Genomic DNA, 24,172 nt, shown 5'->3' on the forward strand with positions numbered 1-24,172 from the left:
GGCTTGCAACGATCCTCAACTGCAGCATTCAAAATACGGCCCAGTATAGGGAAAGCTTAGTTCGACAGTCAATGTGCGGCCATCCGTATCCGGAAAAACAAATCGTCGTGCGCAAACACAGTCGGATCGCGGCGGAGAGCCCGATTAAATGTCGATTTTTCGAGCAAAATCGCGGATTTCAGAAAAATATCAGAAAATATCAGAACCTGGCCGGGGCGGTATCAAGACACCGGCACGCCGATTCCAGTACGATCCGGGCTGTTGGAGAGTTAACGGCGATTTACTCGTGAGCGGGGGGACATGCTGGTTACCATGGAGAAAGAAACAAGACTATTCTATGTGTTACATGGCGCATCTTCAGATTTGATGTTCCTAATATTCATGAGCGTTCCGCAACGGCATGGCCGCGAGTTGGACATCGGACAGCCGGCAATGATGAGAGAGTTTCCCAATGGGAACGGTGCTTGATTTTCCGGTTTCCCGATCGGCGGACGCCATGCGTGCGGTCGAAATGCCGACCGCCGGGACGGACAGCCCGAGCGGGGCAGCGGCGTTTTCGCGGGCGATCATGTTTCTGGCGCGCAGCTTCATTACGGCTCACGGGGCTTCTCCCCGCATTGCGGCACTTTTCGCCGCTCAGCAGCGCTGGCTCCTGTGCCATGCCGCATTGGGCAATTACTTCACGGCCTTTCAGAGGGCTCAGGCCGGATTGACCCGGCGGGATCTCGGAAATCTTGCCTTGCAATACGGAATTGCCAGCCGGAACACGGCCTATGCGTTTTTCGACGAAGCATTGAAATACGATATCATTAGCCCGGTTTCCGGCGCCAGGCACGGTCAATCGGAGCAGGCCGCACCGGCACCGGCGACGCTTTCGATGCTGATCCGGTGGTACGCGGTGCATTTTCAGGCACTCGATCTCATCGACGGCGGAGGCAGGTCGGTACTGTTCCTTTCTGAGCCGGAGACGCTGCTGGCTCTGGTGGAGCCGATTGCCGCACACGCGCTTCTTTCCAGTCCCGAAGTGCGCAGCCCCGGTCCGCTGTACGCGATCTTCACCTGGACCGATGCCGGCGGGCTTCTCATGGACAGGCTGATTGCCGGAATAGATCCGGAGATGCCGGCGGGGCGGGACAGGTTCCTGACCGATGTAAGCTCGATCTCCTATCTGGCGCGATCGTTCGGCCTGTCCCGCGCCCATACCAGCCGCAAGCTCGCGGCGGCGGAAACCATCGGCGGCATCGGCTGGAGCGGCCGGCGTGGTCACTCGCAGATCTGGCTCTCGCGAGGCTTTTACGGGGAATATGCGCGGGCGCACGCACGCAAGCTGCAGATTCTGGACAGTGCTTTGGCCGAGGCGTTGTCGGCTCTGGCGCCATCACCCGAAAAGTCGATGGTGACCGGCGACATCTGATCGCGGCGGAGCGCAGGGCCGCACTGGTCAAAGCCCCCAGATCACCGATTCCTCGTGGCGCTTGATCAGATGCCGCAGCTCCTGAAAGCCCAGGCGAACGAAATCCGCGAACTGGTCGACGGCGGGAGCGCGCGGCGCATCGACTCGTTTGAGGATGGCAAGCGCGCGCTCGGGATGCGGAATCGTGACGGGCAGAGCGGTGATCGTCTTTTCCTTGCGCTGGGCGAAGACGACGCTGTGCGGCATGACGGTCAGCGCATCCGCCGATTTCAGATAATTGATCACGCTCATCAGCGAGCCGCCCGAGTAGCGGATCTTGATTTCGGTGGCGCCGAAGGAAAGGAGCAGGGCGCGCAGGTCTGCCAGCAGCGGGCTTCCCGGCGGCGGAGCGACCCAGGGGTAGTCGAGAAGGTGGCTCGGCTGCGGCCGGCGCTTCAGCAACAGCGGATGTGTTACCCGGCACGCGACGACGTTGCGCCCGGGAAGGATCTGCTGGAATTCGAGGCCGGAGCCCTCGTCGAGAATATCGATCGGGCAGATGGCAAGATCGATCTGGTCGGCCTTGAGCGCCGCACGCAGGTCCGGAAAATAGCCGTAGCTCTGGTCGATGCGCACGTCCGGATGGCTTGCCTGGAACTCCGCGCACAGCCGGGCGATCAATGCGTCCATGAAGAAGGGGGTGCCGCCGATCCGCACGACCCCGCTCTTGCCAACGCGGAAGCTCTCTACGAGATCGGAAGCCTTGCGCGAGGCCGCGAGCATTGCGAAACCATGCTCGGCGAGCGACAGGCCAAGCGGCGTCGGCTGCAGCGGCCGCCGGCCCTTGACGAAGAGCGGTTCTCCCACACGCTTTTCCAGCAGCGACAAGGTGCGTGATACGGCGGGTTGCGCCAGGCCCAGCAGCGCCGCGCCTTCCGTAACGCCGCCCGTCTTCACGACGGCTGCAAGCTGGATGAGGTGTCGTTCATCTATCTTCATAACGATATGTTATATTGACTGACAATAAAATCATCAATCCATACCCGCCCGGCTGCTAATGTTCCTTCCCATACATGAGAGATCCTGGAGGATGGGCATGGTGGAGCGTGCTAAGGCGCTCACATTCAGCGAGACGACGTCGGCAGAAGCTTTCGCCGAGCGCTTTGGCGCGGACAATGACGGCGATCTGCCGCGATTGATCGCGGCGGCCGTTACGCATGTTCACGATCTCATCAAGCAGTTTCGCCCGACCCGGGAAGAGTGGCGCAAGGTCATCGCCTTCCTGACGGAGGTGGGCCACGCCTCGGACGAGCGGCGGCAGGAATGGGTGTTGCTGTCCGATCTCATCGGCGCGTCCGCATTGGTCGAGGAGGTCAATTGCCGGCGACCGAAGGCGGCAACGCCGAACACCGTCCGCGGCCCGTTCTTCCGCAATGACGCGCCCGAGCGGGCATCGGGGGCTTCGATCTCGCTCGACGGCATCGGTGAGCCGCTGATGGTGTCTGTGCGGGTGCAGGATCTCGACGGTATGCCGGTTGCCGGCGCCGAAGTGATAACCTGGCAGGCCAATGCCGAAGGCTACTACGAGAATCAGCAGCCGGACCTGCAGCCGGAACACAATTTGCGTGGCCTCTTCCGCACGGATGGCGAAGGGCGCTTTCATTATCGCTCGGTAATGCCCTCCGGCTATGGCGTACCGGATGACGGGCCGGTCGGGCGGCTGCTTGCCGGGGCAGGCTATCCGCTGCGTCGCCCGGCGCACCTGCATTTCGTCATCCGCGCCAAGGGCTTCGAGACCATTACGACCCATATTTACGATGCGAGCGACCCGCATCTTGCCGAGGATGCCCTGTTCGGCGTGCGGCCGGACCTCGTCGTCCGTTTCGAGCCTGCCGAAATCGATGGAAAGCGCGCGAAGGCAGTCAACCTGACCTTCGTCATGGTGAGAACAAAGCCGGGGAGGGCAGGATAATGCGAGATTTTTCCTATGCGGGCAGTCCGGCCCAGATCGTCTTCGGCGCGGGCACGCGCAGCGCGGTGGCCGAATGGGTCGCTAAGACGGGCCGCAAGCGGGCCCTGGTTCTGTCGACGCCGCACCAGAGGGCCGATGCCGAGGCTTTGGCCGGGGAGATCGGTCCGCTCGCCTGCGGTGTTTTCACGGGCGCGACCATGCATACGCCTGTCGAAGTGACCGAAGCGGCGATGAAGGTGGTGGCGGAGGCCGGAGCGGACTGCGTCGTGTCTCTCGGCGGCGGATCGACGACCGGGCTCGGCAAGGCGATCGCCTATCGTACCGACCTTTTGCAGATCGTCGTGCCGACGACCTATGCCGGTTCGGAGGTCACGCCGATCCTCGGGCAGACCGAGGGAGGCTGCAAGACGACGGTGCGTGACGCCAGGATATTGCCGGAGATCGTCATCTACGATCCCTTGCTGACGCTCGGACTGCCCGTTGCCATGAGCATCACCAGCGGCCTCAACGCCATGGCGCATGCGGTCGAAGGGCTGTACGCGCGAGACCGCAACCCGATTTCGAGCCTCATGGCACTGGAGGGCCTACGGGCCTTTGCGCGGAGCCTGCCTGTCATCGCGGGTGATCCGAAGAACGGGGAGGCCCGCAGCGATGCGCTGTATGGCGCCTGGCTTTGCGGCTCGGTGCTCGGCACGGTCGGCATGGCGTTGCATCACAAGATCTGCCACACGCTCGGCGGCTCGTTCGATACGCCGCATGCCGAAACCCATGCGGTGATGCTGCCGCATACGGCCGCATTCAACGCGGTTGCCGCCGCGTCCGAACTGGCGGAAGCGGCCGACATGTTCGGCGGTTCGATCGGCGGCGGGCTTTGGGATTTTGCCAAGGCGCTCGGAGCGCCGCTGTCTCTCAGGGAATTCGGGTTGACGCAGGCCGATCTCGATCGCGCGGCTTCGCTTGCCGTCGAGAATCCATACTGGAATCCGCGGCCGATCGACCGGGCGTCGATCCGTCTGCTGCTGCAGCATGCGTGGGAGGGCCGGCGGCCAGGGGACTGAGGCATAGCGCCGGGAGGCGTGCTGTTTGGGAGGAGAGACGATGAGGGGAGGAAACATGTTCACGAGACGCGATGTTCCGAAGACGACGGCCATGACGACTTTCCAGCATCGACCGGCATCGGCGGCGACGGCCGGATCGCAGCGGCAAAGGCGCTGTCGAGGGAGCCGGGCCTGGCGAGTACCGCTCACAGGAGCGGCCCGCGTCAGGAGCGGCAGTGCTTGACTGGCGGCTGGGCACGGGTACGGAAAATCCGCGCTCCGGCGCATGGCTCATGCGCCCTGGCCGCCATGTCGGCTGGCGCGGCAGGCAGCAGTCGCCGATCCCGAGATCGGGCTGCGTCGTGTATTGAAGGTAATTCTGGATAGGTGAGGCGACTATGAGCATCGAAGAAAAGGGCTATTTTACAGAGGAAAATTCCGTCGAGGTTGTCACCAGCCGCAACGTGAATGCCCGGGATGCCCGGCTGAAGCAGGTAATGGAAGTCGTCACCCGCAAGCTACACGAAGCGGTAAAGGAACTGGAACCGACCCAGGACGAATGGATGGAGGCGATCCTCTTCCTCACCCGCACCGGCCATACCTGCACCGACTGGCGGCAGGAATTCATCCTGCTCTCGGATGTGCTTGGCGTCTCGATGCTGGTCGACGCGATCAACAACCGCAAGCCGTCGGGCGCATCGGAGAGCACGGTTCTCGGGCCGTTCCACGTTGCGGATGCACCGGAGCTTCCCATGGGCGCCAATATCTGCCTCGACCACAAGGGAGAGGACATGGTGATCAGCGGCCGTATCCTCGACACCGAAGGCAAGCCGATCGAGAATGCGGTGCTCGACGTCTGGCAGGCGAATGACGAAGGGTTCTACGACGTCCAGCAGAAGGGCCTCCAGCCCGATTTCAATCTGCGCGGCATATTCCGCACCGGCAGGGATGGCCGATACTGGTTCCGGGCGGTGAAGCCGAAATACTATCCGATCCCGGACGATGGCCCTGTTGGACAATTGCTTGGTGCGCTCGGCCGCCACCCCTATCGGCCGGCTCATTTGCATTACATCATCAAGGCGGACGGGTTCGAGACGCTGACGACCCATATCTTCGATCCCGACGATCCGTATATTCATTCCGATGCGGTGTTCGGCGTCAAGGAAAGCCTGCTTGCCGAGTTCAGGCTGATGGATGATCCCGCCCGCGCCGGGGAACTTGGCTTTCGCGGACCATTCTGGCAGGTCGAGCACGATTTCGTGCTGGCGCCGGAGAGAACCAGATGATCGAGCCCTGCGGCACTTCTTCCTGAGCGCCGGGCGGTTGATCTATTCGCCTCCATACGGAGGCTTATTGTCGCCGATAGGCAACCCGATTCTTCAAGACAACCTAAGAATTACGTGAAAGTAGGCCGGCCAGAGCATGCGGCAGGCGGGATTTGCCGGACTTAGCGGTCTTTGCAACCATGCGGATTTCCAGGGGGCGCGGCCTTGGCTCCTTGCTCTTTCGCTTCGTGGCCGGCGAAATCTCGGCGCGAGGCGAAACCGCCTATCTGCGCGCCTATGTTACGAACGCACCGGCCATCGCGCTTTGTGAGGCGATGGCTTTCGCCTGCGGTCGGAAATGAACCTCTGCGTCGTCAAACGGCAGTCGGTCCGATCCCGGGCCGGCGACCGTAGAGCCGGATCACTGCTGCTGTAGAGCAAGCCTTAGGCCCAACGCCATATAGATCGTCCCGATGACTTTTCCCTGCCATCGGCCGACGGTGCGGTTGCGTTGCAGCCAGCCGCCGATCGATCCGGCGCCGATTGCCAGAAGCGAGGTCACGCCGATGCTGAGGACGACAAAGATGGCCCCGAGCAACGCGAATTGCGCAATGACCGATCCGCCCTCCGGGTGAATGAACTGCGGCAGGAAGGCCAGGAAGAAGAGGGCGGTCTTGGGGTTGAGGATTTCGGTGAAGAAACCCTGCCTGAAGGCGCGGCTGGGCGTGATGGCTTGCGCCGTCGGCACGTCTATGCTGCCGCTTTTTTCGACAAAAGCCTTGAAGCCGAGATAAATCAGATAGATGACACCCGCATATTTGACGATCTCGAAGGCCAGTGCGGAGGTCGCCAGCAGCGCCGACAGGCCGAAGGTTGCCATCATCGTATGGAAAAGATCGCCGGCAGCGATGCCAAGGCCGGTCGCCAGCCCGGCACGCCTGCCGCCGCTGACGGCGCGGGCGAGAGTGAGCAGTGTGGCCGGCCCGGGGATGACCATCAGGCCGAGCACCACCAGTATATAAGTTGTCAAAACACCAAGGCTGACCATCGATCCCTCAGAAGTTTGGCTTTGTGGCAAGGTCCCGGCGACGCGGAAACTCTGCATCCGGCATTTCTGGCTGGCTGAAGACTAGTCAATTTCAGAAACGATGCAACAGCCGCCTTTGCGCCGGTGCTTCGGCCATTTTCTGTCTCCGGTAGCACACGGCCGCGCGACATCGGTCGCCGAGACTTTTGATTGCGGTGCCGCTTTCATGCGCTATCCTGTTCAAAGCGGATGGATGGCGGTTCGGGAGCTGCCGCGCTCCGCCGTACGCATTTGTCATCGACTGGACTGAAAGAACGGCGACTGCACGGAGGCAGCAAACCGTGCCGGGATATCCCGGCCGGCAGGGCGATGTCGCCGGGCCTTCAACCCTTTGCAGCAACGGTTTACCGTGAAGGAGTTCATGATGCGTCTTTGCCGGATCAAGACGAAATTCCTCCTGCCATGCCTGGCCTCCCTTTCGCTTGTCCTTTCGGACGTCGGGGCAAGCGCGTGTACCCGGCTGGTCTATCTCGGGTCGAACGGTAATGTGATCACCGCCCGCTCGATGGATTGGAAGAGCGACGTCGCGACCAATCTGTGGATCCTGCCGCGCGGTATTTCCCGCAGCGGCGAGGCGGGGCCGAATTCCATCAGGTGGACAGCGAAATACGGAAGTGTCGTGGCGACGGGCTATGACGTTTCCACAACGGACGGCGTCAACGAAAAAGGGCTGGAAGCCAATCTGCTCTGGCTGGTGGAGTCCGACTATCCCACGTTCGGCAAGGATAGCAAGCCGGGGCTGACGATCGCCGCCTGGGCCCAGTACGTGCTCGACAATTTCGCCACCGTCGATGAGGCGGTAGCAGCTCTCGAAAAGGAGCCCTTCACCATCGTCACCGCCAATGTTCCCGGCGAGAACCGCCTGACGACGCTGCACCTGTCGATGTCCGATGCGTCGGGCGACAGCGCGATCGTCGAATATATCCACGGCAGGCAGGTCATCCATCACAGCCGCGACTATCAGGTGATGACGAATTCGCCGACATTCGACGAGCAGCTGGCGCTGAATGCCTATTGGAAGCAGATCGGCGGTACGGTCTTCCTTCCGGGCACCAATCGCGCCTCCGATCGTTTCGCGCGGGCGTCCTTCTACGTCAACGCGATCCCGAAGGGAGAAGATCCGAACCACGCTCTTGCCAGCGTCTTCAGCGTGATCCGCAATGTCTCCGTTCCCTACGGGCTCAATACGTCAGAGGAGCCGAACATATCGTCGACCCGGTGGCGTACCGTCTTCGATCACAAGCGCGAGCTCTATTTCTTCGAATCCGCACTGACACCCAATACGTTCTGGGTTGATCTCAAGAGGATCGATTTTTCGCAGAGCAGCAAGGTCAGGAAGTTGGATCTCGGCGAGAACCAGGACCATACCTATTCCGGTGACGCGACCTCATCCTTCAAGGAGGCCCCTGCCTTCCGCTTCCTCGGGCTTTAGGGCGCCATTCCGAAGCGGGAAGCAAAGAGCGATTTGAGGCGCGTGATATCTTCTGACGAGATCTGCGCGTCGGTCAGCGATATCCAGCAATCGATATAGTGCTGGGGCGCATAGATATGCCCGTGGCCGACCGGAGACGTCGTCGCGATCATCATGTCGAAAAGGAGCTGGAGCATGGTGACGACCGGTATCCAGGTCAGTTGCGGCGAGACATCCGGCCCGCGGGGCGATTTCATCCACTCCGGCTCGCGGAAGGCGGAGGCGGCATCGAAGAAGACCACCGGATCGCTGGCATATTGCAGATAGATGACCCGCAATGGTCCCCAGGGCGCGGCGAACTGGTCCGGCGCGTGTTCCTGGTTTGCGAAGCGGATGACCGATCCGTCGCGAAATCTCGGCAGCCATTCCGGCGTGTCCGGGTTTCGTGCCGCAGTCGCCGCTTTCCATCGGGCGCTGCGGAAGGGCGGGCCGCTCCAGAGCGCGCCGTTCACGGGATCGCCGATGACATTGTAGATATAGAGCGAGAGCTGCGAGTTCAGCGCCCCGAGGCTCAGGCCGTGCAGATAGAGCTTGGGCCGCTTGTCGTGGGGGAGCTTCGACCAGTAGCCGTAAACGGCATCGAAGAGGTCGACCGCCGTCTCCTCGCCCTGTTGCGGCTCGAAAAGCAGCGACATCCAGCTCGTCAGATAGGAATACTGCACGGCGACGCTGGCGACATCGCCGTGCTGCAGATATTCGAGCGTATCCATGGCGGCGGGGTCTATCCAGCCCGTTCCGGTCGGCACGATGACGACAAGCATGGGCCGGTCGAAGGCTCCCTGCCGTATCATCTCCTTCAAGGCCAGCTGCGCGCGCTCCTTGCTGGCCTCGGCATTGTTCAAGCCAACATAGATGCGAAGCGGCTCCTTCGCAGGCGTGTTCCAGAAGCTTTCGATGTCGCGAGCTCCGGGACCTGATGCGACGAAATACCGGCCCTGGCGTCCCAATCCCTGCCAGGCGACGAGCGAGGCGGCGCTGCCGGTCTTGGTTGCAATCTGCGGCATGGGCTGGTCGTCCTCGATCAGCGCATCCGCCTGGCGGAACGAGGCATCCGCGGCGTCGAGCGCGAGTCGGAGCAATATGCCCTCGCCGATCGACCAGAATAACGCGACCGCAAGCAGGGCGCCGACCACCTTTGAAAGGCGGCTGGGCACCACGCGCGAGAGCCATTGCGAAAACAGCAGGCAGGCGATGCGAAAGAGGCGGCCGACGACAAGCGCGACCAGAAAAGTCGCGGCCGCCACGGCCGCGAGCCAATAGGGGTCGGCGCTGGCGATCGGCGGCATCTTCCACAAGGTTCGGATTGAGTTCTGCCAGAAGGTGGCATGCCAGAGAGCGGCGAGGCAGAGGATCAGGCAGGCAATGCCGATCGACCACCGGGCCGCTTTCAGCGATCCCTTGGGAACCGGGAGCTGGAGATAGAGCCAGAGCCAGGTCAGTGCGGTGCCTATGGTGTAGCCGACGCCGGCGCTTATGCCGGACAAGGCGCCCTGAACGAGATAAGAGCGGGGCATCAGGCTCGGCGTGAGCGAAGCCGCGAAGAAGATGAGGCCCAAGACCATGCCGAGGAGAGAAAGGGAGCGGAATATCTCCTTGTCCAGACGACGCATGGCGATCCTTTGTTCTAACCGGGGAGCGGACCGGATTTGCCCGCAGGGCGTGTTGCGACTTCGCGCGATGCTACGCAATGGCGTCCCGAATGCCAAGAAACGTGCGGCAACATATTTGCGGCGATGCCGGAGGGCGCTTACATGCGGTCGCCGGGTAGCCGGCTTGCTTGCTTCACCCAGTCGATAAACTGCGCTTCGTCCAGCACGTCGTTCTCGCGGATGTTGAGATAACGCGTCTGACTGCTCGTCGACTCTCCCGGCGGGATCGGATGCAGCGATGTGCCGCGAAAGAAGGCCACCTTGATGTACTTCGTGAAGCAATGAATGCCCAGGAACCAGCCGTCGTCCTTCATGCCGTAGAGCGGCGAATTCCATTTCACCGCCTTTTGCACGTCAGGAACGGTCTTGACCACGAGCGCATCGATCCGGCGTCCGATATCGCTTTTCCAGCCCGGCATGGCAGCGATATAGGCTTGCACGGGTGCATCGCCGTCGCCCTTGGCGATCTGCGGGTTGCCGCCCGAAAGCAATTTTGCCTCCGATGCCGCCGCCGTGGATGCGGCCTTCGTCGGCGACTTGGGCTTTCTATCGGCCATCGTATTTCTCCAAGGTTGTTATCTGATCTATAGTATAGGGCTGATCTGCCAATCGGGAGGGCGTCGCCCGAATGCCCGAAACTTAGACGCGTCGGAATGGAGTTCGAAATTGAGCACTGCGTTCATGAAGGAAGAGAGTGCCGAAACGGCCGCCGAAACCGTGCTGCCCGACCGGCCCATTTCGCCGCATCCGAACTTTGTCACGGAGGCGGGCCTGAAGGCCTTGGAATTTCAGCTTCAGGAGGCACGCAAAGCTTATGAGGCCGCGAGCGCCATCGAAGACATCAACGAGCGCCGGCGGCAAACCGCCATCCCCCTGCGCGATGCGCGTTATTTCGCCGAAAGGCTGCGCACCGCCGAAGTCAAGCCGACGCCGGCCTCAAGTGACATCGTCGCCTTTGGAAGCACCGTGACCTATTGCCGCGAGGATGGCCGCGTGCAGAAATATCGCATCGTTGGAGAAGACGAGGCCGATCCCAAGGCGGGGTCGATTTCCTATGTGTCACCCGTCGCAGGGCTCTTGATGGGCAAGACGGTTGGCGACGTCGTGATCCTTGGCAAGGAAGAACTGGAGATCACCGCGATCGAATAGTGTCCATCGCCATTCCAATGTAGGGGTTGAAGCTGACTTAGCCGGCCGGCTCGAACGGAGTCGCGATCGCAACCCGCGATGGCGCCACCTGGAAGTCGGCCGGCAGCATCCGGTGATAGGCGAGCATGAGTTGGCAGGCGCTGCGGGCGTCATGGCGAAGATCGTGATGGATGACGAATGTAATCTCGCCAGTGGCCAGCAGCCTGACATTGTCCTGGTCGAGATCGTGGGCGGCAAACACCGTACATTCGCGCCGGGCCTCGGCGAATGCTTTCAGGATGGCGCGATTGCCGCCGCCGGCCGAATAGACGGCGCGGATGTCAGGCTCGCGCGCCAGCGCGTCGCGGACAAGGCGTTCCGTCGTGCGGTCGACACCGAAGCCTTCCGAAACGCGCACGGCCGAAAGATGAGGGAAGCGCTCCGCCAGAACGTCGCGAAATCCCCGTTCGCGCTCATCCTCGCCGGCAAAGAGGCTGCTCGATAGCGTCACCAGCACCTTGCCCGTCCGTTCTCCGGCCATGCGGCCGAGCAGATAGGCTGATGTCGCCCCCGCGACGCGATTGTCCATGCCGACATAGCCGATGCGGGAATTTTCCGGCAGATCGGTGACGAGCGTGACGACAGGGATCTTTGCGGCCATGAGCTGAGCGGCAAGCTCGGCAATGACGGGCGTCGAGGCGGCTTTGAGAACGACGCCATGGCTGCCGCGCCGGCGTATGGTGCGAAGGATGGCGAGAAGCTCCGCCTCGCTCATCGTCTCGGCCACATGAAACCGCGCGGAAAACGACGCCGGCCGCATTCCGGGCAATTCCGCTTCGAAGGCTTCGCGCACGGCGGCAGAGAAGCGCTGCGGCGTGTCCATGACGACATCGATCACCAGGCGCCGTCCGGCAAGGCCGGATTGTACATATTGCCGCTCCAGCTCGGCAATCGCCGCTGCCACCCGCGCACGGGTCACAGTGCGGACGCCTTCGCGTTCATGCATGACCCGGTCGACCGTCGCAAGACTGAGGCCCGCTTGAAGCGCGATGTCTTTCAATGGGAAACGCGATTTCAAGGCGCAGCTTTCTGAGGTTTTTTTGAGGTGTTTTGCATCTTTCTCATAGGCCGGGTCGGGGCTACGATCAATCTCATAAGTCCAACGTCATTTTGGGAGGAGATCACCATGGACGCTCAGACGCTCGCCAGCCGGCGCAGCCAGAAGGTTTGGCTTTCGGCCGATTGCGGCAGTTTCGATACTTTCAGGAGCTTGGTCGAGAAGACCGCCAATCCGGCGGACTGGCCGTTGGCGGCGGGGATCGAGAAGAACATTCTCATCTATGATGGCGACAGGGTTCGCAGCGCTGCAGCGAATGAAGACGAACGCCGCGTCCTGATGGCCGAGTGGGTGGAAGCCTTCACCACTGGCCCCGGCATCGTCGTCATCAAGAACGCCATGCCCGATATGGCCGTCGTCGATCGCGCAACCGCCGTGTTCGAAGCCATCGTCCGCGACGAAAAAGAAAAGGGTAAAGGGGCGGGAGATCACTTTGCCAAACCCGGCGCCAATGACCGCATCTGGAATGCGCTGGAAAAGCACTGCCTGGCGGATCCGGAGAATTTTGCCCGCTACTATGCCTCCACGGCCGTCGCCATGGTGTCGGAAGCCTGGCTCGGAGCCGGCTACCAGATGACGGCGCAGATGAACCGGGTCAATCCGGGCGGCACCGCACAGAAGCCGCACCGCGATTATCATCTCGGCTTCATGTCGCCGCAGCAGATGCAGGCTTATCCCGGCCATATCCACGCGGTTTCGCCGCTCCTGACGCTGCAGGGCGCGGTCGCGCATTGCGACATGCCGCTCGAAAGCGGGCCGACGCTGTTCCTGCCCTATTCGCAGACCTTTTTCGAAGGGTACATTGCTTTCGGCCGGCCGGAGTTCCAGGCTTATTTTGCCGAGCATCATGTGCAATTGCCGCTCAAGAAGGGCGATGCCGTCTTCTTCAACCCGGCCGTCATGCATGGCGCCGGCAACAATGTCTCGAAGGACATCTACCGCATGGCCAACCTGCTGCAGGTGTCATCGGCCTTCGGGCGGGCGATGGAGAGCGTCAATCGCAGCCGCATGTCCGTGACGGCTTATCCCGCGCTTCTTGCGGCTCTCGAAGCCGGCGCAGTCAGCCGTGCCGAGGCGGCAAATGTGATCGCATCGACGGCAGAGGGCTATGCCTTTCCCACCAATCTGGACAGCGATCCGCCGGTCGGGGGGCTTGCGCCGAAAACACAGGCCCGGATCATGGCCGAGGCGCTCGATGCCCGGATGGATGCAAGGCATTTCGCCGAGCTGATAGCCGCCCATGCCGCACGCAGGGAGGCTTGAGGATACGATGAGCCGACTGGATGGAAAATTCGCGGTCGTGACCGGCGGTACGCAGGGGCTGGGTGCGGAAGTCGCCCGTCTCTTTGCCGAACGCGGAGCGGCGGGGCTGACGATTTGCGGCCGCAGCACCGCCAAGGGCGAAGCCAAGGCAAGGGAGATCGGCGAACGCTATGGAATACCGGTCGTCTTCGTGACCGCCGATCTCGGCAAGGTCGACGATTGCCGCAAGGTCATCGCGACAGCGGTCGAGAAATTCGGCCGCATCGATGCGCTCGTCAACGTCGCTGCCATTACGGACCGCGGCACCATTCTCGATACCGATCCGGAACTGTTCGACCGGATGTTCGCAGTCAATGTACGCGCGCCGTTCTTCCTGATGCAGGACGCGATCAGGAACATGATCGCCAATGGTATCGAAGGCACGATCGTCAACATTTCCTCGATGTCGTCGATGGCGGGTCAGCCCTTCATCAGCGCCTATTGCTCCTCCAAAGGCGCGCTCGACACGCTGACCAGGAATACCGCCTTCGCGCTGCTCAGAAACCGCATCAGGGTCAACGCCCTGAATATCGGCTGGATGTCGAGCGACGGCGAGGACCGTATTCAGCGCGAATATCATGGCGCAGCGGAGGATTGGCTTGCAAAAGCCGCCGCCGAGCAACCCTTCGGCCGGCTCGTCGATCCCGCCGAGGTCGCACGCGCCGTTGCCTTCCTGTCGTCCGGGGAATCCGGCCTGATGACCGGCGCCACGATCAATCTGGATCAGTCGATCTGGGGCGCCTACGAGGGCACGCCGCATCCGCAGCAAGCGATGTGAGGAAGGCAGTCAGCGGAAGGGAAAGACCCGCCCGCCGACGACCGTAGCCGCATACTCCTTCTCCCCTCGGGGAGAAGGTGGCCCGAAGGGTCGGATGAGGGGGCACCGTTTTGAAACAGCCGGCCTTTGTGCACTTGGCGGGGCCCCCTCATCCGCCTGTCGGCACCTTCTCCCCTCGGGGAGAAGGGGTCATGCGGCAATGACTCTACGTCATTGCAATACCCTTAGCCGGCGAGCAGATGCCGTGTATGGCAGCAAAGTGCCAGCCACCCCTAAATCCCGGCTCAGAAGCCCTTGATCGTGCCGTCCGACCAGACCAACTTGCCGCCGCGGATCGTGCTGCGCAGGCGCGGCACGCGGCCGCGCTCGGCGATCAGGAGATCGGCGCGCAACCCTTCGGCGATCCGGCCGCGATCATCGAGGCCGAGCGCCTTTGCGGGATTGGCGCTTGCCAGTGCCGTTGAGGCGGCAAGACCGCCGGTGCCGATCTCCGCAAGTGCGATGACAGCCGGAAGAATGGCCGATGGATGGTAATCGCTCGCAAGAATATCGAGCACGCCGGCCTCGTAGGCTTCCCGCGCGGAAAGATTGCCGGAATAGGAAAGGCCGCGCAGCGCGTTCGGGGCGCCCATCGCCGTTGCCAATCCCAGCCGCCTTGCTTCGGCCGCCGTTGCGATATTGATCGGAAACTCGCTGATGGCCGCGCCGAGGCCGTGCAGAAGTGCGGCTTTCTCGACAGTGTCGTCGTCATGGGACGCGAGCACGACGCCGTGCTCGCGCGCGAGTTCGGACAGACCTTTGATGATGTCCATGCTGTCGCCATGCTCGGAGCGGGCGGCCATGCGCTGCTTGACCATCTCCGCCGCCTGAGTCTCGCTGATCTTCTTTACCTTCGCCGTGTTGGCGATGTGCAGCTCTATATCGCGATATTGCCCTTGGCCCGGCGTGTGATCCATCAGCGAGATCAGGTGAAGCGCGCCGGCATCGATCAGGGTTCTTGCTTCCTTCACGGCCGGCAGGAACGTCACTTCGAAGCGGCCATGGACGCGATGGTCGATCAAAAGCTCGTCCCGCATCGACGCAAGCTTTTCGATCATTGCGTGGGTATGCTCGATGGACCGGACATGGCCATAGGTTGCAGGCGTGAAGGCGACTGCCGCGTAGGCTGTCGTCACGCCGTTGGCGGCAAGCATCTTGTCGAGGTCGTAGACACCGAGTTCGAGCGGCATGCGGACATTGACGCGCGGCTCCACGCATTTTTCGATCATGTCGCCATGCATGTCGACGAAACCGGGCAGCATAAGCCGACCGTGACCGTCTATCTCCGCTCCTTCGACGGGCCGCTCGCTGATATCGGCGATCAACCCATCCTCAATTCTGACGGCACCACGTTCGATCACGCGGTCCTGCAATACAATTTCGAAATTACTCAGCCACATCGTCCTGCTCGTCCTCGATCTTGATGGCTTCGAGATGAAGTTCCCGGTCGATCAATGCCCTTACATCTTCGGGGTGGTGAAAGACACCGATCATTGCAACGCCGGAGGTCTTGAGTTGCGCCAATCTCTCGACCAGCGCCTTGCGGGCTGCATGATCCAGCGAGGCCGTCGGCTCATCGAGCAGCAGAAGGCGCTGCGGCAGAATGAGGGCGCGGGCCAGATTGACCTTCTGCTGTTCGCCCCCGGAGAATGTCGAGGGATAGGCCGACCAGAGCTGCCTCTTGACGCCGAAGGCATCGAGCCAGCGCCGGGCTTCCGTCAGGGCTTCGGAATGCGACCTGCCGGCAAGCCTTAGCGGCTCGGCGACGATCTCTTCGGCGGCAACGCGCGGGCGCGCATTGAGGAACTGCGTGACGAAGCCGATTTCGCGGCGGCGCAGAACGGCGATATCGACGTCCGCGGCTGTCGCCAGATCGATAACGCCTTCCCGGGTATGATAGTAAACGTGGCCGGCGCGCGGCAGGTAGGAGCGGTAGAGCGTACGCAGCAGCGTCGATTTGCCCGCACCGTTCTCGCCCTTAAGCAGGATGAACTCACCTGCGTTCAATTCGAAATCGATATTCTCGAAGGCGAACAGCGTGCGCCTGAGGTGATGCATTTCGAATTGTTTCGAAAGGCCTTGCACGCGCAACACCGGGGTCGCGTTCCGCTGGGTGGAAACCTGAATATTCATTTCTTCTTGTTTCCTTCAAAGCTTGGCGTGAACGAGCTGCTGCGTGTAGGCGTGCTGCGGATCCTGGAAGATCTGGTCGGCAAGACCCTGCTCCACGACCTTGCCGCGCCGCATGACCATAACCCGGTCCGCCATCGTGCGGATGACGCCGAGATCATGCGAGACCAGAACCATGGTGATGGAACGCTCACGCTGCAGCCGCTTCAACGTATCGAGGACCAGCGCCTGAACGCTGACGTCGAGGCCGGTCGTCGGCTCGTCGAGAAGCAGCACGGCGGGCTCCAGCGCGATCGCCTTGGCAAGCTGCACGCGCTGCTGCATGCCGCCCGAAAGCTCGTTCGGCCGGGCGTCCATGCGCTCGATCGGAAATTCCGAAGCGTCGAGCGATTGGCGTGCCCTTTCGCGCAACTCGGCGAAATTGCGGTTGCCGGCAATCAGCAGCCGTTCGGCGACATTGCCGCTGCTGGTATGGTTCATCAGCAGCCCGAGATGCGGGTTCTGATAGACGATGCCGATATGATGCGCCCTCAGCATCCGCCGCTCGAAGCGGTCGAGTGTGAAAAGGTTGCGGCCCTCATGACCGGGAAGGGCGAGATTGTAGGTGCCGGTATCCGGCGTATCCTCAAGGTTCATCATTCTCAGCAGCGTCGACTTGCCGGAGCCGGATTCGCCGACGATGCCGAGCACCTCGCCCGGATAGACGGTCACGTCGACGCCGCCAAGGGCAGTGACGTCGCCGTAGTTGCGCGCGATGCCGCGCATGGTCAGGATCGGCTCGGCCATCATCAGCCGCGGCGGCTGGCGGGTCAGCTCCGCCGATTGAGTGGGGTCAAGCGCGGCCATCAATCCATCCTTCCATTCTTGTACCAGGTTTCGCCGATCTCGACCGTTTCGGCCTCAGCCTTGCGGATGTGCTTCACGCCGAAATGGCTGTCGGACAGTTCGTATTGCGAGGAGCCGTCCTCCTGCGGAAGTTCGTTCATGAAATAGCCGGTGACGCTGCTGCGGTAGCAGGTCTTGTCCTGATGATCCTCGACGCGGTAAGGCACATCGTCGAAGACGAGCGGTTCGACGCGCGTATAGGGCGGCACGGCGAAGATGCGCTTCTCGCGTCCGGCCGACAGGATCGTCAGGTGATCGGCCTGATGGAGCTTCGGCACGTCCCAGCGCGGAATGGGTGACGGCGTCATCACATGCCGGCCGTTGACCATGCTCGGATAGCTCGAACCCTGCATGATCCGTCCCGATTTGACGAGCTGTTCGTAGAGCACGAGCCAGAGCTGCCCGTAATCGGCATCGCCATGCATTTCGCGTGCGACCGACATGTCAGGCTGGACGGGTCGCAATGGCTCGGGGTTCGGCACCTGCAGCACCAGGATCTGGTCCTCGCGCAGTTTTTCCTCGGGAATGCGGTGGCGGGACTGGATGATGGTCGCGGCCATCGTGTCTTCCGTTTCCACCGCCCCGCCGACCCGCGCCACGAATTTGCGGATGCTGCTGGCATTGACCGAGTCGTCGGACCCCTGGTCGATGACCTTCACGACGGAGGTAGGCTTGAGCAGTGTCAGCGTGACCTGCAGACCGCCGGTTCCCCAGCCGCGCGCGATCGGCACCTCGCGGCTGGCATAGGGCACCTGATAGCCGGGAACGGCGACCGCCTTCAGAATGCGGCGGCGCATTTCCCGCTTGGCGGATTCATCGAGAAAACCGTAGTTGAAGGCCATCCAGGGCTTGGTCAATTCCTGAAGTTTCATAGCGCGACCTCCTGCTGGTGCGAGGCAAGCTTTTCGGCTTCGGCCGGCTTTGCGGCGGCGGCGTCCTTGTCCGTCTTGACGCGGCGCAGAGCATCGAGAGTCGACTGGAACGTGACATAGTGCGGAAGCTTGAAGTGGATGCAGAAGCCGGAGCTTTCGACCGGCTCGGTGTGATAGAGAACGAATTCCTCATTGGCGGCCGGGTGCGGATTGGGCTGGCTGGAGGCGAGATCGAGCGTTGCCGCCGCGATCACCTTCACCTCGTTCCAGCCGAAGGTCGCCGAGAAGCCCAGTTGCAGTTCCCTGGCCTTGGAGATGACTTCGGTCTGGCTGACGCGGACGCGACCGGCGCTGAAGATCGTGCCGGAGGGATGACGCAGGCGGACCGGGGCGTAGGCCAGGCGCAGCTCGTTGACCGTCGGATGCACGGCGCTGTAGCCGCGCATCGTCGCATAGCCGAGCGCCAGCGTGCCACCGGTGTCGGCGCGGGCCAAGCTCTGAAGCTTGTGGGCGCGTGCGGCCGGAAAGAGCAGCGGCTCGCGCGTCAGGTCGGGGATTTCCTCCGGTGCGACCGTTTCGACCGGATGGTCCGGAATAAGCCCCTGCGCCTTCTGCCAGCTGGTGAGCGACGGTTGGGTCGCCGGCGCCGGTTCGGCGGCCGGGATCACCGCTTCCGGCACGTAGTCTTCGCCCTGCAGCACCTCAACCTGAAGCAGACGATGGGAGTAATCCAGTGTCGGCCCCAGTATCTGGCCACCCGGAATATCCTTGAAGGCGGCCGAGATGCGGCGAACGGTGAAGAGATCCGGCTGTTCCACAGGCTCAGCGACGGCAATACGCGGCTGGGTCGTGCGGTAGGCGCGCAGCAGTAGGATCGCCTCATAGAGATCGCCGCCGGCCTGGGCGAGCGCCAGGGCTGCGAGATCCGGCTCGTAGAGCGATGCCTCGCCCATCAGCCGGTCGACGAGATAGGGGAGGCCGGTCCGGACGGCCTCGACGCGCTCGCGCGTGATCGGGCCGAGATCGGCGCGGAACAGCCGCTCCGCCTGTTCGATGGCATATTCGCCGCCACGGGTTGCTACATAAGCCATCAGAGCACCTCGATTTTCGTGGAACGGGGAATGCCGAGCAGGCGCTTGCCGTCGACGAGATAGAGATCCCAGCCAAGCGGGTAGCGGATCGCTTTTGCGCGCATCTGCCAGAAGCCGGGATCGACGCCGCCGATTTCGATCGTGAGGCTGTCCTTGATGCCGGGGCCGGAAAGACGCAGCCGTTGCCCGGAGCCGAAACGCGCGGGAGCAAACAGGGTCGCGGCATCGTCCGGATAGAGGAGGCTGCCGATCTGCAATGCCGACAAGGCTTCGACTTTCTCGGCGGAGTCGATGGAGGAAAAGACGTAACCCGCATGGGCAAGCGGCATCCGTCTTGCTCCGGTTGCGATCGTCCTCTGATCCAGCGAGGGATCGTTCGTCACATGGAAGCTGCATTCGCGATCGAGCAGGCTTTCGGCAATTGGCCAGAAGCCTTCGGCTGGCAGCTCGCGCAACTGGCCGGGGCGGCTCAGCGCCCATAGGAGCTCGTCGAAGGTGGCGTTCGTGCGGGTGTCGTCCAGGGTGGGCAGGAGATTGTGCGCCATGGTCAGAATGTCTCCATCTGCACGCGGGTCGCTTCCACCTTTTGCAGCAGCTGCCGGTCTTCCTCTTGCTGGTGAAGCCGTTCGGCGTTCAGGAGTTCGAGAATGAGATCGGCCTGATGGCCGGCTGCGATCGCCGCGTCGATGACAGCCATCGCCATGGCATGTTCGAGATCCCGGCCGACCACCGCGCCGTAGCCTTCCACGGCGCGATCCGGCACGCGGATATGCGCTTCCGACACCAGGACCTCGCCCAGATGAAAGGCGGTGCTGCGAACGGTATCGACGAGCGGCAGCATCGCGAGGCCGGTACGGTTCACGATAACGTCGACCTCGCCGAGCGTGTCGAGCACCTTTTCGGCGGATGCCTTTATGTTTGCCGGACGGGCGGCAGCGAGAATTTCCAGCGCCTGCGCATGATCGTAGGATGCGCTGACCGGACTACCGGTCTTCTCCTCAGTCATCATCTTTTCCTTAGGCCTTAGGGTTCGTCTGGGATCGGCGAGGATTCGCCTGAATTATTCGAATGATTAGTATAATCATTCGAATGAATTGTCCACGACGTTTTGGCTTGCCTAAAGAGATTTCTGAAGCGGCGCCGGCTCTTCAGTCGCCGCGCCGGCGCAGCCATTCTGCCGTGATCCGGCTTGCCTCGCGCGCCGCTGCGGCGGGTGGCTGCCCGTCCAGCAGGGCAAACAGAAAAGAGCCCGCGAACCGGTCGCCGGCGCCGATCGTGTTTGCCGTGTCGACCCTGGCCGCCGGTTCGACCTCGCTGGTCGCGGAGCCGTCGAACAGCGTGATCGGGCGCGTGCCATCGGTCAGCACGAGCATCTTCAGCCGAGAACCGGCAATTTCACCGGCGCGCTGCCAGGCAAGCGCGACATCATCGGGAACGTCGTCGCGGGAGGAGATGACATAGTCGGCCGGACGCGGCGTTGCCGGCCGCAGCGGAAATTGCGAGACGACCAGGGGTTGACCGTCGATCTGTTCGACAAGGTCCTTGTCGAGGGCGAGCGCGTTGATATAGACGCCGGCGCCCGACAGCTTTCCGGCGGCCACAAGCGGTCTGGAGCGTCCCGCTGGCGCCATGATCGTCCGCTCCCCGCTCGGCTCGAGGAGTATTTCCAGAGGCGCCGTCTCTCCCGGCGTCATCGTTATGTAGCCGGTGTCGAAACCGGATGCTCTGAGCGATTGAAGCGCTGCCTCTCCCTGCTCGTCCTGCATCAGCCGCGAGACGATGGCGACATCGGCTCCCAATTCCAGCAGCTGCCGCCCGGTATAAAAGGCGCCGCCGCCGAGCCGGGTCGTGCGGGACGAAAATTGTATCCGTCCGCCCGAAACCAGCGGTGCGTCCAGTTGCCATATGCGGTCGTGATTGACCGATCCGATTACAATTACACGGGGCATGCTTTGCCTATCTGTCGTCAATGCCGGGTGCGAGCGCATCTACGATGAAACGCTGCGCCAGCAGGAATATCAGAAGAACGGGCACGATCGACAGTAAACTCGTGGCCATGAGCGGCCCCCAGGCGCGATCGGCGCCTTCGAGATCGGCAAAGGAGGCGATGCCGGTCGTCAGCGTTTTCTTGAACGCGTCATCGAGCACGAGCTGGCCCCACAGATAGATATTCCAGGCACCCATGAAGGAAATGACAGAAAGCGCCGATATCGCCGGAATGACGTTCGGAACGCCGATCTCGATGAATTGCCGCCAGAGGCCGCTTCCATCGATGCGGGCCGCTTCGAATATCGAGGCCGGCAGTGACCGGAACGCCTGCCGCATGTAGAAGACATAGAAGCCGATATAGGGGATCGACGGGATGATCATCGCGCCGTAGGTGTTGAAGGCCTGCAGCTTCACCACGGCGATATAGGTCGGGATGATCGCCAGCACGTTCGGAAAGGACATGGTGGCGATGACGAACCAGAACAGTGCCTGTTTCCCTTTAAACTCCAGCCGCCCGAAGGCAAAACCCGCGGGTACGGAAAGAACGAGCTTTCCGACCGTGATGAGGGTGGAGGTGAGCATGGAGTTCCATAGCCACATCCAGATAGGATGGCGGCTTGCGGCGGCGGTGAAATTCGACAGCGTCGGGTTTTCCGGCCAGAAGCGCAGGGCCTTCGCCATGATCATGTCATTGGGGGTGAAGGCGGCCGACACCATCCAGACCAGCGGAAACACGGTGACGATGCAGATTGCCAGAAGCACGACATGAAGCAGCAACCTGTGAAGCCTATGGCCAATATCGCTCATCTGTAGTGAACCCGCTTTTCGCTGACACGGAACTGCAGCCATGTAATGGCAAGCACGAGAACGATGATGATGACGGCGACGGCGCTGGCCGGCCCGAACTGAAAGAACAGCAGGCCCTGTTGCCACAGGAAATACAGCAGGCTCGAGCTTCTGCCCGCGGGCCCGCCATGGGTGAGCACGTCGATGATGCCGACGATATCGTCCAGGATATGGAAGAAGGTCGTGACGCTGATGAAGAAGGCGGTCGGCGTCATCAACGGCAGGCTGACGTTGAAGAAATGCCGCGCCGCGCTGGCGCCGTCGAGTTGCGATGCCTCGCGCAGTTGATGCGGCAGGTTTGCCAGCGCTGCCAGCCATAGGAGCATGTTGAGGCCGAAAGTCTTCCAGAAGGTCACGAGGCTGACGCAGAGGAGCGCAAGGTTGGGGTCCGTGTGCCAGCGCGACGGCGGAAAACCGAAATGGCCGAGGATTTCGTTGAACAGACCGTTGACGGGGTTGAACAGCCACGACCAGGCAACGCCCGCGACCGAATAGGCCACGATCGTCGGCAGGAACAGGCTGCCGCGATAAAGCCCCTGTAGAGGATTTTTGCGCACCGAATGCAGCATGACGGCAAAGATCAACGGGATGACGATCTCGGCCGGGATGAGCACGGCGCAGTAAAGCAGCGTGTTCCACGCGGCCATGCGGAAATCGGGATTGTCGAAAATGGATGCGTAGTTGTCGACGCCGGCGAAGCGAATGTCTGCCGACAGCAGGTTCCAGTCGACCACCGACAGCAGCATCGATGCGATCAGCGGGCCGTAGAGGAATATCGCAACGGAAAGAACGGCCGGCCCCACGAACAGGTATGGGGCCAGTGATCTGAAACGGAATGGCATGATGCGGAGCCTATGCCTGGATCAGTCCTGCCAGTTCGTCGTGCGCGCCCTTGATGCCATCGGCAACGGTCGTTTCCTTGAGCAGCATGCGCGAAACCCACTTGCGCCATACGGTCTGGCCTTCGAGGCCACGCTTGCCCGGCCAGATCGTCTCGGCGGTCAGGCCGTCGGAAAGCTGTGCGGCGGCCGGCTTCATGAATTCGTTGATCAGCGGAATGTCGTGCACCGACGTATTGAGATAGCCGGTTTCCGACCAGAGCGCCTGGCCTTCTTTCGAGGCGCAGAATTCTAAGAAGGCAAGCGAAGCTTCCGCCTGTTCCTTGTTGCGGGTGTAGACGGCGAGGAAGTTGCCGCCGCTGTTCATCTTGCGCGCATGCCCCGGCATGCCCGGGAACTTGGTCGTGACGGCTTTGGCCGCACCGAACGGGAAGGTAACGGCGGCCGTCGAGCTGGTCGTGCAGATCGCGAGCGCGCCGGACTGGAAGGCCGCCGTCTGTTCCTTGTCGCTGACCGGCAGCCACAGGCCCTCATGCGCGGGGGCGCAATATTCGCTCATGCCGGCGATGGCTTCGGGGCTGTTGAGCGCCAGCTTGCCATCGGGATCGATGATGAAGCCGCCGGCATTCTGGATGAAGGATTGGCTCGTCCATTCGTTGTTGGAGAGCGAGATTGGCGAGCGGTAGGTTGGGTGTTTGCCCTTCAAGGCGGTATCGAGCTTGCGTGCGCTCTCATAAAGCCATTTGGTGTCCGGCGTTTCGGGCAGGTTGGGATCGAGGCCGGCCGCTTTCCAGATCTCGCTGTTGATATAGGTGATCGGCGTCGACATGGCCCAGGGAAGACCGATGACCGCGCCATCGATGGTGACCAGCGGCAATACGGACGGGCGGAAGTTGGCAAGGATTGCTTCGGCCTTTGCGGAATTGATCTCGCGCAGGTCGCGGGCGCCGAGCGTGCGCTTGGCGAAATAGCCGAACTTCCAGCCGGTGACCATCATGGCCGGCGGGCGGCCTGCGGCGATGCTGGCGACTGCCTTGGCGGTCACGGCTTCATAATCGCCGTCGAAACGGTTTGTCACCGTCACGCCGAGCTGCCTGGCGTTGAAGGCATCCACAACCTTCTGGAACGGCTTGTCGGCGCCCCAGGTGCTTGAAATCTCGATGGCCGCATCGGCGGACCGGGCCTTGCCGGCCATGGCGATCGATGTGCCGATGACTGCGGTCGTGCCCGCGATAAATTGACGACGATTAAACCCTACCATCTCATCCTCATTATCCGAATG

At 62.1% G+C, this 24,172-nt stretch carries 24 protein-coding genes and 1 pseudogene; 9 read left to right on the plus strand and 16 right to left on the minus strand.

Annotated elements, in window-relative coordinates; translation table 11 throughout:
- The first annotated feature begins 451 nt into the window (after positions 1 to 451).
- Positions 452 to 1,414: a hypothetical protein gene (locus ACJJVH_RS21320; protein ID WP_412066070.1), complete on the plus strand. Its 963-nt coding sequence runs from the start codon at positions 452 to 454 to the stop codon at positions 1,412 to 1,414.
- Positions 1,415 to 1,441: 27 nt separating this feature from the next.
- On the opposite strand, the gene ACJJVH_RS21325 is transcribed toward ACJJVH_RS21320, so the two are convergent.
- A complete protein-coding gene (locus tag ACJJVH_RS21325; protein WP_113384323.1) occupies positions 1,442 to 2,392 on the minus strand; it encodes a LysR family transcriptional regulator in 951 nt (316 codons plus the stop codon).
- 97 nt (positions 2,393 to 2,489) lie between these two features.
- Here ACJJVH_RS21325 and ACJJVH_RS21330 point away from each other — a divergent pair, with 97 nt between their 5' ends.
- The 4 genes and pseudogenes from ACJJVH_RS21330 to ACJJVH_RS21345 form a co-directional block, all read left to right on the plus strand.
- Positions 2,490 to 3,365: a dioxygenase gene (locus tag ACJJVH_RS21330; protein ID WP_412066071.1), complete on the plus strand. Its 876-nt coding sequence runs from the start codon at positions 2,490 to 2,492 to the stop codon at positions 3,363 to 3,365.
- Positions 3,362 to 4,423: a maleylacetate reductase gene (locus tag ACJJVH_RS21335; protein WP_412066198.1), complete on the plus strand. Its 1,062-nt coding sequence runs from the start codon at positions 3,362 to 3,364 to the stop codon at positions 4,421 to 4,423. The genes ACJJVH_RS21330 and ACJJVH_RS21335 overlap by 4 nt, the downstream gene beginning before the upstream one ends.
- Before the next feature lie 377 nt (positions 4,424 to 4,800).
- Positions 4,801 to 5,688 carry an intradiol ring-cleavage dioxygenase gene (locus tag ACJJVH_RS21340; RefSeq protein WP_412066072.1) on the plus strand — a complete coding sequence of 296 codons (888 nt, stop codon included), beginning with the start codon at positions 4,801 to 4,803 and terminating at the stop codon, positions 5,686 to 5,688.
- A gap of 124 nt (positions 5,689 to 5,812) precedes the next feature.
- Positions 5,813 to 6,103: pseudogene (locus ACJJVH_RS21345) on the plus strand (GNAT family N-acetyltransferase); the annotation flags it as partial.
- Here the strand turns inward: ACJJVH_RS21345 and ACJJVH_RS21350 are convergent.
- Complete coding sequence (locus ACJJVH_RS21350; protein ID WP_112799389.1) at positions 6,089 to 6,715, minus strand: LysE family translocator; 627 nt, start codon at positions 6,713 to 6,715, stop codon at positions 6,089 to 6,091. The pseudogene ACJJVH_RS21345 and the gene ACJJVH_RS21350 overlap by 15 nt on opposite strands.
- Positions 6,716 to 7,118: 403 nt before the next feature.
- Here ACJJVH_RS21350 and ACJJVH_RS21355 point away from each other — a divergent pair, with 403 nt between their 5' ends.
- The gene (locus tag ACJJVH_RS21355) at positions 7,119 to 8,186 is read left to right on the plus strand and encodes a linear amide C-N hydrolase (RefSeq protein ID WP_412066199.1); all 1,068 of its coding nucleotides are present in this window, start codon (positions 7,119 to 7,121) and stop codon (positions 8,184 to 8,186) included.
- Here ACJJVH_RS21355 and ACJJVH_RS21360 read toward each other — a convergent pair.
- Both ACJJVH_RS21360 and ACJJVH_RS21365 read right to left on the minus strand, forming a co-directional pair.
- Positions 8,183 to 9,835 (minus strand): alpha/beta hydrolase, encoded by a 1,653-nt coding sequence (locus ACJJVH_RS21360; protein ID WP_412066073.1) that lies wholly within the window; start codon positions 9,833 to 9,835, stop codon positions 8,183 to 8,185. The two genes, ACJJVH_RS21355 and ACJJVH_RS21360, sit on opposite strands and share 4 nt — an antisense overlap.
- A gap of 137 nt (positions 9,836 to 9,972) precedes the next feature.
- Positions 9,973 to 10,431, minus strand: a complete 459-nt coding sequence (locus tag ACJJVH_RS21365; RefSeq protein WP_412066074.1) for a DUF1801 domain-containing protein — start codon at positions 10,429 to 10,431, stop codon at positions 9,973 to 9,975.
- 109 nt (positions 10,432 to 10,540) lie between these two features.
- Between ACJJVH_RS21365 and greA the strand changes: the two genes are divergently transcribed.
- Positions 10,541 to 11,023, plus strand: coding sequence for a transcription elongation factor GreA (greA, locus tag ACJJVH_RS21370; protein ID WP_112799398.1), 483 nt, complete (start codon positions 10,541 to 10,543; stop codon positions 11,021 to 11,023).
- Positions 11,024 to 11,060: 37 nt separating this feature from the next.
- Here greA and ACJJVH_RS21375 read toward each other — a convergent pair whose 3' ends face one another.
- Positions 11,061 to 12,080, minus strand: a complete 1,020-nt coding sequence (locus ACJJVH_RS21375; protein ID WP_412066075.1) for a LacI family DNA-binding transcriptional regulator — start codon at positions 12,078 to 12,080, stop codon at positions 11,061 to 11,063.
- Between the two features lie 108 nt (positions 12,081 to 12,188).
- Between ACJJVH_RS21375 and ACJJVH_RS21380 the strand changes: the two genes are divergently transcribed.
- Together ACJJVH_RS21380 and ACJJVH_RS21385 are read left to right on the plus strand one after the other, a co-directional pair.
- Complete coding sequence (locus tag ACJJVH_RS21380) at positions 12,189 to 13,382, plus strand: phytanoyl-CoA dioxygenase family protein (RefSeq protein WP_113357038.1); 1,194 nt, start codon at positions 12,189 to 12,191, stop codon at positions 13,380 to 13,382.
- A 7-nt stretch (positions 13,383 to 13,389) separates the two neighbouring features.
- A complete protein-coding gene (locus ACJJVH_RS21385; RefSeq protein WP_113357037.1) occupies positions 13,390 to 14,199 on the plus strand; it encodes an SDR family oxidoreductase in 810 nt (269 codons plus the stop codon).
- A gap of 284 nt (positions 14,200 to 14,483) precedes the next feature.
- Here ACJJVH_RS21385 and ACJJVH_RS21390 read toward each other — a convergent pair whose 3' ends face one another.
- The 11 genes from ACJJVH_RS21390 to ACJJVH_RS21440 form a co-directional block, all read right to left on the minus strand.
- Positions 14,484 to 15,638 carry an alpha-D-ribose 1-methylphosphonate 5-triphosphate diphosphatase gene (locus tag ACJJVH_RS21390; RefSeq protein ID WP_113384331.1) on the minus strand — a complete coding sequence of 385 codons (1,155 nt, stop codon included), beginning with the start codon at positions 15,636 to 15,638 and terminating at the stop codon, positions 14,484 to 14,486.
- Positions 15,625 to 16,371: an ATP-binding cassette domain-containing protein gene (locus tag ACJJVH_RS21395; protein WP_112799406.1), complete on the minus strand. Its 747-nt coding sequence runs from the start codon at positions 16,369 to 16,371 to the stop codon at positions 15,625 to 15,627. Before ACJJVH_RS21395 ends, ACJJVH_RS21390 begins: the two co-directional genes overlap by 14 nt.
- A 15-nt stretch (positions 16,372 to 16,386) precedes the next feature.
- Entirely contained in the window at positions 16,387 to 17,214 is an 828-nt protein-coding gene (locus ACJJVH_RS21400) for an ATP-binding cassette domain-containing protein (protein ID WP_113384332.1), read from the minus strand.
- Positions 17,214 to 18,125 (minus strand): alpha-D-ribose 1-methylphosphonate 5-phosphate C-P-lyase PhnJ, encoded by a 912-nt coding sequence (locus ACJJVH_RS21405; RefSeq protein ID WP_113384333.1) that lies wholly within the window; start codon positions 18,123 to 18,125, stop codon positions 17,214 to 17,216. Before ACJJVH_RS21405 ends, ACJJVH_RS21400 begins: the two co-directional genes overlap by 1 nt.
- Complete coding sequence (locus tag ACJJVH_RS21410; protein WP_412066076.1) at positions 18,122 to 19,216, minus strand: carbon-phosphorus lyase complex subunit PhnI; 1,095 nt, start codon at positions 19,214 to 19,216, stop codon at positions 18,122 to 18,124. Before ACJJVH_RS21410 ends, ACJJVH_RS21405 begins: the two co-directional genes overlap by 4 nt.
- Positions 19,216 to 19,761, minus strand: coding sequence for a phosphonate C-P lyase system protein PhnH (gene phnH, locus ACJJVH_RS21415; RefSeq protein ID WP_412066077.1), 546 nt, complete (start codon positions 19,759 to 19,761; stop codon positions 19,216 to 19,218). Before phnH ends, ACJJVH_RS21410 begins: the two co-directional genes overlap by 1 nt.
- 2 nt (positions 19,762 to 19,763) lie before the next feature.
- Positions 19,764 to 20,225, minus strand: coding sequence for a phosphonate C-P lyase system protein PhnG (locus ACJJVH_RS21420; protein ID WP_412066078.1), 462 nt, complete (start codon positions 20,223 to 20,225; stop codon positions 19,764 to 19,766).
- Between the two features lie 139 nt (positions 20,226 to 20,364).
- Complete coding sequence (locus ACJJVH_RS21425; RefSeq protein ID WP_113405762.1) at positions 20,365 to 21,165, minus strand: PfkB family carbohydrate kinase; 801 nt, start codon at positions 21,163 to 21,165, stop codon at positions 20,365 to 20,367.
- A gap of 7 nt (positions 21,166 to 21,172) precedes the next feature.
- Positions 21,173 to 22,012, minus strand: coding sequence for a carbohydrate ABC transporter permease (locus ACJJVH_RS21430; RefSeq protein WP_412066079.1), 840 nt, complete (start codon positions 22,010 to 22,012; stop codon positions 21,173 to 21,175).
- Complete coding sequence (locus ACJJVH_RS21435; RefSeq protein WP_113434132.1) at positions 22,009 to 22,893, minus strand: carbohydrate ABC transporter permease; 885 nt, start codon at positions 22,891 to 22,893, stop codon at positions 22,009 to 22,011. The genes ACJJVH_RS21430 and ACJJVH_RS21435 overlap by 4 nt, the downstream gene beginning before the upstream one ends.
- Positions 22,894 to 22,903: 10 nt before the next feature.
- A complete protein-coding gene (locus tag ACJJVH_RS21440; protein WP_113370110.1) occupies positions 22,904 to 24,151 on the minus strand; it encodes an extracellular solute-binding protein in 1,248 nt (415 codons plus the stop codon).
- Between the last annotated feature and the right edge of the window lie 21 nt (positions 24,152 to 24,172).

The sequence above is a fragment of the Rhizobium sp. SYY.PMSO genome (assembly GCF_046840415.1).
Lineage (GTDB): Bacteria > Pseudomonadota > Alphaproteobacteria > Rhizobiales > Rhizobiaceae > Rhizobium.